The organism is Microbacterium sp. (assembly GCF_051860965.1).
Classification (GTDB): Bacteria; Actinomycetota; Actinomycetes; order Actinomycetales; family Microbacteriaceae; genus Microbacterium.
The window spans coordinates 248,374-260,260 of sequence record NZ_JBIMKU010000007.1 but is presented as its reverse complement, the minus strand read 5'-3'; the positions used below and the strand labels follow the sequence as shown (position 1 = coordinate 260,260).

The 11,887-nt window shown below is 65.2% G+C and carries 12 protein-coding genes; 10 read left to right on the top strand and 2 right to left on the bottom strand.

Annotated elements, in window-relative coordinates; all coding sequences use genetic code 11:
* The 7 genes from ACTIFV_RS15100 to ACTIFV_RS15070 form a co-directional block, all read left to right on the top strand.
* Nucleotides 1-650 (top strand): G5 domain-containing protein (locus ACTIFV_RS15100; RefSeq protein ID WP_439593613.1); only part of this gene is annotated, 650 nt, incomplete at its 5' end.
* Between the two features lie 198 nt (nucleotides 651-848).
* Nucleotides 849-1,586, top strand: a complete 738-nt coding sequence (locus tag ACTIFV_RS15095) for a TIGR04255 family protein (RefSeq protein ID WP_439593612.1) — start codon at nucleotides 849-851, stop codon at nucleotides 1,584-1,586.
* Nucleotides 1,573-2,100 carry a hypothetical protein gene (locus ACTIFV_RS15090; protein ID WP_439593611.1) on the top strand — a complete coding sequence of 176 codons (528 nt, stop codon included), beginning with the start codon at nucleotides 1,573-1,575 and terminating at the stop codon, nucleotides 2,098-2,100. Before ACTIFV_RS15095 ends, ACTIFV_RS15090 begins: the two co-directional genes overlap by 14 nt.
* Nucleotides 2,101-2,242: 142 nt before the next feature.
* Nucleotides 2,243-2,629 (top strand): hypothetical protein, encoded by a 387-nt coding sequence (locus ACTIFV_RS15085; RefSeq protein WP_439593610.1) that lies wholly within the window; start codon nucleotides 2,243-2,245, stop codon nucleotides 2,627-2,629.
* 341 nt (nucleotides 2,630-2,970) lie between these two features.
* Nucleotides 2,971-5,652, top strand: a complete 2,682-nt coding sequence (locus ACTIFV_RS15080; protein WP_439593609.1) for an AAA family ATPase — start codon at nucleotides 2,971-2,973, stop codon at nucleotides 5,650-5,652.
* Nucleotides 5,653-5,789: 137 nt separating this feature from the next.
* A complete protein-coding gene (locus tag ACTIFV_RS15075) occupies nucleotides 5,790-6,269 on the top strand; it encodes a hypothetical protein (RefSeq protein WP_439593608.1) in 480 nt (159 codons plus the stop codon).
* Between the two features lie 133 nt (nucleotides 6,270-6,402).
* Nucleotides 6,403-7,101, top strand: coding sequence for a phosphatase PAP2 family protein (locus tag ACTIFV_RS15070; RefSeq protein WP_439593607.1), 699 nt, complete (start codon nucleotides 6,403-6,405; stop codon nucleotides 7,099-7,101).
* On the opposite strand, the gene ACTIFV_RS15065 is transcribed toward ACTIFV_RS15070, so the two are convergent.
* Entirely contained in the window at nucleotides 7,028-7,711 is a 684-nt protein-coding gene (locus ACTIFV_RS15065) for an imelysin family protein (RefSeq protein ID WP_439593606.1), read from the bottom strand. The genes ACTIFV_RS15070 and ACTIFV_RS15065 overlap by 74 nt on opposite strands.
* On the opposite strand from ACTIFV_RS15065, the gene ACTIFV_RS15060 reads away from it, so the two are divergent.
* Nucleotides 7,712-8,377: a response regulator transcription factor gene (locus tag ACTIFV_RS15060; protein ID WP_439593605.1), complete on the top strand. Its 666-nt coding sequence runs from the start codon at nucleotides 7,712-7,714 to the stop codon at nucleotides 8,375-8,377. It begins immediately after the preceding gene.
* Nucleotides 8,378-8,457: 80 nt separating this feature from the next.
* On the top strand, nucleotides 8,458-9,369 hold the full coding sequence (locus ACTIFV_RS15055; protein ID WP_439593604.1) for a sensor histidine kinase: 912 nt from the start codon (nucleotides 8,458-8,460) through the stop codon (nucleotides 9,367-9,369).
* Nucleotides 9,370-9,372: 3 nt separating this feature from the next.
* On the opposite strand, the gene ACTIFV_RS15050 is transcribed toward ACTIFV_RS15055, so the two are convergent.
* Nucleotides 9,373-10,890, bottom strand: a complete 1,518-nt coding sequence (locus tag ACTIFV_RS15050; RefSeq protein ID WP_439593603.1) for a glycosyltransferase family 39 protein — start codon at nucleotides 10,888-10,890, stop codon at nucleotides 9,373-9,375.
* A 175-nt stretch (nucleotides 10,891-11,065) separates the two neighbouring features.
* Between ACTIFV_RS15050 and ACTIFV_RS15045 the strand changes: the two genes are divergently transcribed.
* Nucleotides 11,066-11,884, top strand: coding sequence for a COG4705 family protein (locus ACTIFV_RS15045; protein WP_439593602.1), 819 nt, complete (start codon nucleotides 11,066-11,068; stop codon nucleotides 11,882-11,884).
* Nucleotides 11,885-11,887: the final 3 nt, after the last annotated feature.

The window sequence follows — 11,887 nt, the reverse complement described above, 5'->3', positions numbered from 1 at the left end:
CGAGAACCTCCGAGTTCGTGAAGACGTCAGACATCTCCACTAAGCCCGGAGGTTCTCCCCTTTCACAAGACCGGAAACGCCACCAACCTCATGGCCGGGTACATCTAGAGGCTGCGAACTTCGCCGACACCGGTGACGGTGGGGCCGATGAAGCTGCGGCCGTAGAAGCGGAGCCCACTCCGACCCCCACGCCGGAGAAGCACGAGGAGGCTGTCACCGAGGTCATCGTGTTCGAGCAGACCACGGTCGAGGACCCGGCGCTGCCACGTGGTCAGACTCAGGTGACGACGGTCGGGCAGAACGGCACCCGCACGCTGACCTATGCGGTGACGACATTGGAGGGTGTCGAGACCGGCCGTGAGCTCGTGTCGGATGTAGTGACCGTCGCGCCGATCGCACAAGTGACGTCGGTCGGAACATACGATCCACCGCCCCCTCCCGCAGCGGCACCCGTGGCGCCCGCCGCGCCGGCCAACTCGGGCTGTGACTCGAACTACGCGGAGGCCTGCGTTCCGATCGCGAGTGACGTGGACTGCGCGGGTGGTAGCGGCAACGGTCCCGCCTACTTCGATGGTGTCGCCCGAGTCGTGGGTAACGACATCTACGAGCTCGACCGCGACGGCGACGGCTACGCCTGCGAGCCCTGGTGAGCCGCCCAAGCGAGCTTGCGCCAAGCATGGGGATACCGGGTCTGCTCGTTGCGCCGATTCGGTTGCCGCTACGCGCGCGGGATTGCGTCGTCAGGTCCGCGCGCCAGAGGGGTCCACGAGTATCCGTGCGCTGTATGTTGTTCTCATGGGCGGCGGCGTGACACTGTGAGAGCCTTACCCACGTTCGGTCAGCCACCCGTGATCGAAGCGGTCGCCGGCGTCGAGTTTGGCGCCGCGTGGGACTTCGCGCCCGCTTCAGCGGCAGTCGTGAGCTCACTTCGCCACGACTACAGCACTTCGGCCTTCTTACCTGCCATCCCGCCCACGCCTGTGGGTGAGGGCGACTCCGTGTTCCAGACGTTTTTCACTGCGGGTGTCGGTCCCGCACCTGTTCGCCTTCAGCTCACCTCTCCTGACAACGTATGGGTGGCACAACTCCAGGCCGATCGCCTCACCGTAAACTGGCGGCGCCTTGATGAACGCTCGGCTTATCCCGGTTACGGCGAGATGCAGAGGCGTCTCGAGCAACTTCTCTTGGCCGTCACCGCTGCAGTCCCTGGTGGAACGCTTCGTCCGACGACTCTCGAGTACACCTATGTGAACGGCATAAACCGGCCCGCTCCAGAAGTCTTCCGACTGCTCGATCCCGCCGTGTTTCGAGATCCCGACCTTGAGGGTGTCGAGGTCCGGTTCCAGGTGAACATCCCGAACTCGAGCGGGCGGGTAGCGGTGTCCGTGGAGCCGCGGGTGGAGGCGGGACAGCGAGGGAGCGTCCTTACCGTGGTGAGCAACCACTTCGTGACTGAAGCCGTAAGTATGCATCACTTGTTAGAGTTGGTCGATCGCGCACACGTCCAAGCGCGCCACGCCTTCGCGTGGATCACGACGGACGCTGCACGCGCTGCCTGGGGGGAGTCGCACAATGACGATGACTGATCCTGGATTGACGAACGTCGGGACGACTACTTGGCGCGAAGCTACGTATCCAGACGGCTGGAACGAGTTCGCCGCCATCGAGAACGCAGCGACATGGGCCACGGTTATCGACGAATCAACGCCGCAGGTCTCGAAGGCTGCGCTTCTCGCCTACGCGACGACGCGGTTGAAGCGACTTCTCAACGCGAAGGCCGCATCCACGCGCTCAGCGGTGACCGCTCAGCGTGCGCTGGCAGTCTTGCTTGTTGAGAGCTCGGCCACGCCGCAGACAAGCGCGACCGATGACGGTGGTGTCTTGATCGAATGGCTCGTGAACCGCGCGAGCCTACACATGCGCATCGACCCGGACGGCGACTCGATCGAAATCTGGGGCATGAGTGCAGAGGGAGTCGTGGTTCTCGACGATGTCGTCCCGTCACGCCAATTCTCAACCAGCCCGTCGCGGCTATCCGCTCGAGTCGTTCTTCGCGAGCTTTCGTCGGGCGTTGAGAACCGGGTGGCGGTTGACGGCTAAGCGGTCGCCGCGGCTACTTCCGAGCGACCATCCTCTTCTCGGGGCCGTTGATGGAGACGAGGTTCTCTGGCGTACGATTTCGCCTTCGAGGCACGTCCCGAAGCCGGACAAGGCCGACGTCCTGACTCAGGACGAGGGACACGTGATCAGCCACCAGCTGAAAGCTGGTGCGATCGACCTTCGCAAGGACGGTGGATCCGTTTGGCGGCCGAAGGTGCTGGATGCCGCTAACGTCGCGACTGATGCGATCTTCGTCGGTGAGTACGTCGGGCTTGCGGAGGCCACTCGCGACGAGGTCGAGCTGTGTGAGGTCACGAAGGCAGGGTGCGCGCCCGAGAAGCCTTTCCGGGTCAAACCCGATCCCTACCCGCCGACGCAGCCGCGAGAACCGAAGTACGCCGCACACGCTTTGATCGTCTTCAGCCCTACTCAGATGATTGGGCGGGGCCCAGCGGAAACTCGCATCGCGCAGTGCTTTCGTATCGTAAGTCTGGGTTCCGTGCCGTCTGCGCTCGCGGACGACATATAGCTCCGGCCCGGAGCTCCGAAGATCCGTCCGCCCACAGTAGGCGTACCTGCTGTTGCGATCTTCGGTTGGTTGCTCCCTGAGCCGAGCGGGTGACAGACGGATCCGTCTGTCGAGTGGTCCAAGGTCAGTGATAACTCGACAACTGCCCTGTGACACTCGACCAACCGCCAGCTCACGTCAGGGCGATCGGACCGAATCCAGCAAGCAATGCAAGCAATGCACGTAGGCACTTATAGTGATTACTAGTTACTGGCGACTCGCTTTTGGAGTAGCATGCTTGCATGCGCGGAGGGATGCGGAGCTGGAAGAGTGGCGCAGATTCGCGCGGGATTCGGAATGCGATGTCGTACGCATTCGGCGGCACGTGCGACGCCCACATGACGCTGGCAGCGCAGCCGGCGCTGAGCTATGCAGACCTGGGCGCCGCGACGGTGACGCGATTCACCGTGGTCACTGGCGTCGCCGCGATCGATGAGTTGGATGCGCAAAAGCTGCGTCGATGGATTGATGGGCAGAACCCAGCGTCGGGGGAGTCGCGCGGGCGACCGCATCACTCCGCTAACGCTGATCTACTGCTCGACGGCACAATCAACTTCCCGAAGTCATACAGCGTCGCCGCCTTGATCAACGCTGACTTGGCCGTCGCGTTCGAAGCATTGCAAGACCGATTACGGGACCGGATAGTGGTGCTGTGGCAGCGCGAGCTCAACGCCAGGCGTGGCGCGGGCGGGCGGATTCGAGAAGACATCGCGCGACTCGAGGTCGTCGAACTCAAGCACCGCCGATCCCGCGCGTTGGACCCGCACATTCACCGGCATCTCTGGCTGAACATGAAAGTGCAGGGCGCCGACGGCAAATGGTCGAGTCTCGATTCGCGAGTGGCGTTGAAGCTGCACACGGTGGTGAACGCTGAGGGAGAGCTCGCAGCGCGTACCGATCCCGACTGGTTGGCGGCGCTCGCCGCCCACGGCTACACGCTCGATGCCGATGGAGAGATCGCGGAACTTTCGTCAGCGGTGCGGCCACTGTCGCGTCGCTCCAACCAAATCGAAGCGAACCGCGAGCGGCTGACGGCGAAGTGGTGCCAGGATCACCCCGGCGCCATGCCAGGTCCCGACGACCGCCATCACATCGACGAGCTCGCGTGGGCGCAGGGCCGACCGAACAAGCCCTCCCACCTCGACGAGGCGGAATGGGCCGACCGGGTCACAGCTGAAGTCGCGGCGATCGACTCGGCACTCCTTCAACCGCGCGCTGCGGTTGCGCAGCGTGCGGTGAGCTTGGCGGACCTTGACCGTGACTATCTGGCGCGTGTGGCCCTCGTCGAGGCGGATGCCCGGTCCGTGTCGAGCGCGGGTCGCTTCTCGCCGTGGGATCTCCGCGCCGGAGCTATCCGAGCGGTCGCCGCGCAACAGGTCGTCGCCGAGCACGCCGTCCTTGAGGAACTGATTGAGGACGTCGTCGTCCGCGCCCTCGCCGACACGATCGACCTCAACCCCGAGGTCGTTTCGAAGCCCGCGCACGTCAAGACGCTGATGGCCCAGGAGACGGTCGTCTTGAAGCTGAGCGTAAGCAATGCGCTGGGGAAGCTCGCTGTTACTGGTCCGATGCCGGAACCGAGACAGATGCGCGCGCTCTCGACCAAGTACGCAAAGTCGTTCGGCGGTCTGGATGCCTCGCAGCTTGCGGCGGCGTCTGCGATCGCGGGATCGAGTGGGCTGGTCTCGATCACGGGTCCGGCGGGATCGGGGAAGACCACACTGTTACGGGTCGCCTTCGATGCCCTGCACCGTCAGGGTCGACGCCTTGTCGTCCTCGCCCCGACGAGGAAGGCGGCCGCCGTCGCCGCGCGCGAGGTCGGCACGTATGCAACGAGTGTCCATTCGCTGCTCGCTGACCACGGTTGGCGATGGTCCAAGGATCCATCCGGGGGCATGCGCTGGAACCAGCTGAAGCGCGGTGATCTGGACCCTTCGTCGGGCCAGACGTACCCCGGCCCGCTCCGACACGAACTTCACCGCGGAGATCGCATCGTCGTCGATGAAGCTGGCATGGTCGACCTGCACACCGCTCACGCACTAGCTGTGGTCGCGAGCCAGACAGGGTCGGGCGTTGCGATGATTGGCGACCCTTATCAAGCTGCGCCGGTCGGGCACTCGGGCGCTTTTGCCGCTCTCACTCGGCTCGCCAACCACGTCGTCGAACTGACGGGGGTCCACCGCTTCGTGGACCCCGAGTACGCCGCGCTCAGTCTGCGCTTCCGCAGGCCCGTCGATGCGGCTGACGCGACTGAGATCGCAAGACAACTGGAGGAACGCGGACATCTTCGACACGTCGCGACTGAGGACGCGGCCCTCAACGCGATGGTCGATGCGTGGTTTGCCGCCACGGCCCACGGCCGAAGGATTGCCCTCGTCGCCGCGACCAACGAAGCTGCGGATGCGATCAGTGAGGCGATACAGCTGCGACGGCTTCACGATGGGCAGCTTCAGGCGGATCGGTTGGCGATCGGACGCGATGGTCAGCGGCTTCTCGTTGGCGACGTGGTGCAGACCCGGCGCAACGACAGTGCCGCAGGAGTGCAGAATCGCGTTCACTGGGTGATCACGGCCATCGGTGTAGATCGAATCGATGTGACGAACACTGCCGATACGACGGAACGACGGCACCTCTCCCACGATTATGCGTCCGAGTTCGTCCACCTCGCATACGCCTCCACCGTCCACGGCATCCAAGGGGAGACAGTCGACGAGTCAATCGTGGGGCCGGGGGTCGATGCGGCTGGGTTCTACGTAGGACTCACCCGCGGACGCGAATCGAACCACGCCATCGTGATCGCGTCGACAATGAAAGCGGCGCGGGCACTCGTAGCCGCGACCATCCAAGACGTGAAGCACGACTCGACTCTCGAGGGGGCTCGTGCTCGAGCCAGGATCGACCTGGCCAGGGCAGCCCAGCCGTCGCCCTTCCCGCACGAGGTCGGCCACGCCACGCAGAGTTCCACAACCAGCCTCGGCAGATGAGCTCGCCGCGTTAAGAAGCGGTCAAGCCCCTATGAGTTCGCCGACAGTCGCAGGTCGGACCGCTTTCTTTGAAGCTCCTTATAGCGGACAGCGCAAGGTGTTCACGTGGGCACCGAGCCCGCAGAACGGAGATCACAATGGCAACGAACAAGAAGACGCTCATCGCCGGGATCGGTGCCGGTGCGGCCGCGCTGGTGCTCGGCGTCGGAGCGCTCGCGCTAGCGCTGCCCGCGAGCGCGGCGCCGCCGACGTCATCCACCACGACGTCGACGTCCACCGCGGACAACGACGTGGAGACCAACGACGGTCCGGACGGCAACGACCAGGAGACGCCCATCAGCGGGGCCGACGCCGCAACCGCTCAAGCCGCCGCCCTCAAGGCTGTGGGCAACGGGGTCGCGGGCGACGTCACCGCCGATGATGGCAACGGCTACGAGGTCGTCGTCACGCAGTCGGACGGTTCGACCGTCGAGGTCCACCTCGACGCATCGTTCAATATCACGGCGCAGGACGTCGAGGACGGCACCAACGACGGCGAGACTGCCGACGATCAGGGCGTCGAAGACGGAACGAACGACGGCGAAACCGCCGACGACGCACCCGCAACGACGCCGTAAACCTAGGGTGCCGTCAGCGTTCCAACCACGCTGGCGGCACCCACTCTTTCGCGATGCTTTGGATTCGAGCACGCACCGAACTCTCCAGCCGGTTCTGAGCGAATTCTTAGCGGCGTGTGAGGACGATTCTTCGATGGAAGACACTCGACGCACACTCCGACGCGCAGCGACTCTGACGGCTCTCGCGATCGCCGCACTTAGTACCGTCGTCGTCGCGGGCCTTGCGATCGTCGCGAGCCAGTGGTGGAGCGCGGCTGAAGTGAATGTCGTGATCGGCGTCAACGCGTTCCACAACGTGGTCTTCGACGCCGTCGCGGGCACGATAAACGTCGTCTTCGGTCCGACCGGTGCGGCACTCATCACGGTGGCGACGCTCGTCGGCGTCATCGCTCTGACGAAGTCCTGGCTGGCTGGCGTGCGGGTCGGGCTGATGATCGCGTTCGCTTGGGGACTTGCCGACCTCGTCAAGATCGTCGTGCGGCGACCGCGTCCCGACCCCGCACTCCTCCTGCATCCGACCGGCGTCGAACCGTCGACGTTCAGCTATCCCAGCGGACACACGGCCTTCGCTGTGGCGATCGGACTCGCTATCGCGCTTCTGTTCGCCGGTCGGCGAGCACGAGCCATCGCTCTCGTCTGCGCGGCAGCGGTTGCGCTGGTCACCGCCTGGTCGCGTGTCTACTTAGGTGTGCATTTTCCGACGGACGTGGCGGCCTCGATGATCGTCGTGCCGTTCGTCGTGATAGCGATCCGGGCTCTTACGGCGCGGATGCGACTGTTCCGCTCGGGGACGGAAGCGTCACGTCAGAATGGTGCCCGTCAACTGCGATAGAGGCTCTGCCAGCGCATTGATGAGGTCCACGAGGCTGCGCTTGTCCGACTCGGACAGCTCGCTGTGGCCCACGAGGCCGGTCTTTGGTCGCCACCTCGTCGAGCAGACTGATGGCGCCGTTCGAGATCGCCGCAATGCCCTGATCGTCGAGCGCGGACTGGAAGTCCGCCGAGTGCACGTAGTCGTAGAGGCTCTGGATGTCCACGACCAGCCACGTACCGATCGCGTCGCACTTGCTCGGCGAGGACGGCGCCCAGTCCTGCCACGTGGGAGTGACCTGATCGGCATTGAGTGAATCCTGCGCGGGCATCCACAGGTCTCTCTCAATCCGGTGAAACCCGGTCCAGTCCAAGCCCTCGGCGACTGCGTCGACCTCGCGATAGTCGATGGGCGGATCGAGGTCGCCGAGCGTGCTCGCGACCGGCTCGATCCGCTCGTAGTGGGCGCGGACGAGGGGGAACTGCTCTCGTGCGGACGCGTCGCCGGCCGAGTACGCGGAGACGAAGGTCTCGGCGGCGGGTACCAGGCGCGCGCAGAAGTCAGAGACACCTGATGCTTGTCTTAGAGACATCTCAGAGATCGCGGGCGAGGATGGCGTCAGAGGAGCCACATGCCTGAATCACGCCCGCGTCTTCTGCTCGTCGAAGACGACCCCCAACTTGGTCCGTTGATGGCCGGCGTACTCGACGAGGTCTATGACGTCAAACTCATCGTCGACGGCTCCGTTGCTTTGGCGACTGCGCAAGAAGAATCGTTCGACGTGCTCATCGTCGACCGACGGTTGCCTGGCGTAGACGGCCTGTCGATCGTCGAGAGCCTGCGCCGCGACGGCATCCAGACGCCGCTGCTCATCCTCACCGCGCTCGGGACGGTCCAGGACAAGGTGCGGGGTCTGGATGCCGGTGCCAACGACTACCTCGTCAAGCCGTTCGACTTCGAAGAGCTGTTCGCGCGGCTGCGTGCCATTCGCCGGATCTCCGACGGGGAGGGGTCGCTTATCCGACTCGGTCCCTGGGAGTTCTATCCCGACTCGCGAGCTGTGTACTCGCCCTATGACGGGCGCACGATGCTCACCCATCGCGAGTGCGAACTGCTCAAGCTTTTCGCCACCCACCCGCAGAAGACGTTCACTCGCGCCGACATCCTGCGCGCTGTCTTCGACGCGAGCGAGACCCCGGGCACGGTCGACACGTACGTCCATTACCTGCGGCGCAAGACCGATCCCGATATCGTCACCACCGTGCGCGGGCGGGGATACCGACTGGGGATGCTGTGACGAACTCCCGTTCGATCGACCCCGACGCTCAGCTCGTCCGGGCGACGTCGCGACGCGTTGGTGTATGGATCACAATCGCGGTGAGTGTTCTCGTGCTCGCTGTGCTCGTCGCGGCCTTCTTGGTCGTGTTCTCGCAGATCCCCCCCGATCAGTTGTTCAACCCCGGCCGCGGTGAGACGACGATCGACATCGGCGGTCTGGAGCTTCTGGTGTGGGGCGTCGTCATCGGTGCGGCGGCCGTCGCGCTCGCCGGTACCCTCGCTTTCTTCGCGACACGTCGAGCGGTCGCGCCTCTCGTGGATGCCCTCGGCCGACAGCGCCGGTTCGTCGCGGACGCCTCACACGAGCTGCGCACCCCGCTGGCCATCCTCGACGCGCGCCTGCAGGTGCTGGACCGCTCTCTAGGCCCCGACGACCCTCACCAGGAGATCGTCGCCGAACTGCGTGGCGACTCCCAGAGCCTCATCGCCGTCGTGTCCGATCTCCTCGACGCGGTCGATGTTGCCCCCGCGGGCGACATCGCTCCTGTGGCGGTCGGGGCTGTCGCACGTTCGGCGGTGGACGACATGCGAATGCTTGCCCGCGAACGCGCGATAGAGATCCGCGCCGACTCCCTCGACCCGGAACTTCGCGTCGCAATCCCCGAGACGAGCCTCCACCGCAGCCTCGTCGCGCTCCTGGACAACGCGGTCAAGCACTCCCCAGCCGGATCCGTCGTCACGCTGAGCACCGAGGTCTCCCGCATGGACGTCATCCTTTCGATCGCGGATCAGGGCCCGGGCATCCGCGGCATCGATCCGACCCGCGTCTTCGACCGATTCGCCCGCTCCTCCGAGGCCGTCGACGGCGGAGGGACTGCACGGACGGGGTTCGGCATCGGGCTCTCGCTCGTGCAGGAGACGGTGAGCCGCTATCGCGGACGCGTCGAGGTGGCCCGCACGTCGGCGGAGGGTACGACGATCTTCATGCGGCTGCCGCTCGCTAGAAGCTGAGGCTCAATCCGCAGCAGGCTCGAGGCGAAAGACCGTCGTGCGGTGGATGAGCTGACTCGACGTCACTCTGTACCCGCGAAGCGCCAGCATCGATATGTCCGCCGGTACGCCATTCCCCGCGCTCAGTTCGACCGCCCAGACGTCGCTCCCGTGACCAAGCCGGAAGACCGCGCGCGCATTAGGGATGACTTGGTCCCATAGGCGGGCCGTCATCCAGTAGGGGAGCTCCCGAGCCACGTCGTCGAGTTGCGAGAACGCTGACGGGTAGAGGTCGGAGATGATCCGTGGGTCGCGAGACGGCTTCGTGGTCTGGTCGAAAACGATCGCGTCGCCGGGCTGCGCGTTCGCGGCGATGTACTCGGCGACCGCGCGCCAGTCGCTCCCGCCATCCTTCGCCCAGAGAGTGCGCAACTTCACGTCGATCGGCAGCGCGGTGAAGGCGAGCGCTGCGACTACCACCGCCGCGCCGACGAGCTTCCATCGGGGCGCGAGCCGCTCCGCGAGCGCGATCGCACCGAGCGCAATCAGGATCGCCGCCGCCGGGGTGCAGAACGACAGATAGCGAACGTTGTACATCGGCGAGAGCGTCGCGTTCCCCAGCAGCAGAACGCTCGTCGGGAGGATCAACCACGCAAGACCGAGCACCGTAAGCCGACGACGTCGGTCTTCGCCCGGGTTGCGCGAGCGCCAAGAACGTACCAGCCAGACGGCAGCGATCGAGATGACAAGCCAGGCCAGGGCGGCGGGGACGATCCCCCCGAACCATTGCTTGACGAGGACGTTCGGCCACGTGGCGTAGTTGCGGCGCGCGAGGAATGCGATCTGATCGCGCTGGGAGTAGCCGACGAACAGGATCGGCGCACTCATCGCGGCGGCGGCCGCCGCTGGGGCCATCCAGGTTCGCAGGCGGTCGCGGTGGAACCCCAGCACGAAGACGCCATGCACCACGAGGAGGAGCGCCAGGTAGAGGAACAGATAGATGGATGCCGCCATCCCGACCGCGTAGCCGAGCCAGGCGAGGCGCCGCGGACGCGTCTGTACTAGGCGGAGGAGCAGCACAGTGAGCCAGACAGCCGCCGCAGCGCCGAGTGCGTACGACCTCGCCTCGTCGGCCATGGAGAAGGTGCGGGGGAGCACGATGCACACGGCGCCCGCGAGCACGGCAATTCGCGTGCCGACGAATCGACGCGAGAGGGCGACGGTCCCCGCTACCAGAAGGCCGGCGGCGAGAGCGCTGGGAAGGCGCGTCGCGAACTCGGATGTGCCGAAGACGCCCATCCACACGTGAAGGAACGCGTAGTACACACCGTGCACGCCATCGATCGTCCCGAGCATCGCGATCAGGCTCGGCCACGACCGAGACGCCGACATCACGCTCGCTGCCTCGTCACCCCAATACGACGGCACCCATGATCCGATGGCGCCGGCGATGGCGCCGAGCACGCCGACGATCGCGATCGGCCAACCCGACCGTCGCGTACACGATGTCGTCGTGGTCGGTGCGAGGTCGAGCTCCAGCATCTGGCGCCTCCTGTCGTCGATCTACGGCAACGGTGGCGTCCGAAGATCGGAGCATTCCCATTTCTCGCACCAGCGGACTGAGAAGGTTCTCAGAAAACCGATCTTGAGAGGTTCCTCAGAAGCGGCGGCGGTGAATCGGGGCGAACGCCAAGCCGAACCCGTGAGATTCGGGGACATGTCCAACACACTTCCCGAGCATGTCCGCACGATCCTGTTCAACAGGGTCCCCGAGGTCACGTTCGCCTTCTGGGTGATCAAAGTCCTCTCCACCACGACCGGCGAAACCTTCGCCGACTATCTGAACGTCGATCTGGGGCTGGGCCTCACGATCACGACGTGGGTCATGACCGCGCTGCTGATCGCCGCGCTGGTCGCCCAGTTCGCGACGAAGCGCTACAACTCCGGTGTGTACTGGACAGTCGTCGTGCTCATCAGCATCGTGGGCACGCTGGTCACCGACAATCTGACCGACGTCCTCGGCGTCGAACTCTGGGTGAGCACGCTGATCTTCTCCGTGCTGCTCGCCCTCGTCTTCGGAATCTGGTTCGCACGCGAGCGCACGCTCTCGATCCACACGATCTTCACGCGCCGTCGGGAGGCGTTCTACTGGGTTGCGATCCTGCTGACATTCGCCCTCGGCACGGCCGCCGGCGACCTGATCTCGGAGGGCCTCGGTCTCGGATACGTCTTCGGCACGATCCTGTTCGCATCGCTCATCGGCATCGTCGCGATCGCCCGCTTCGCCTTCCAGGCCAACATCGTGTTCTGCTTCTGGGCGGCCTACGTGCTGACGCGCCCCCTCGGAGCCTCCGTCGGCGATCTGCTGTCCCAGGCCCCCGCCGATGGCGGCCTCGGTTTCGGCACGACCGTGACCAGCGTGGTCTTCCTCCTCGTCATCGTCGCGGTCGCCGCCTACCTCGGGATCAAGGTCCGCCGCCAGCGCGCCAAGGCGATCGCGTCGCTTCCCGCCGCAAGCCTCGCGGTCGCACCGTAGGAT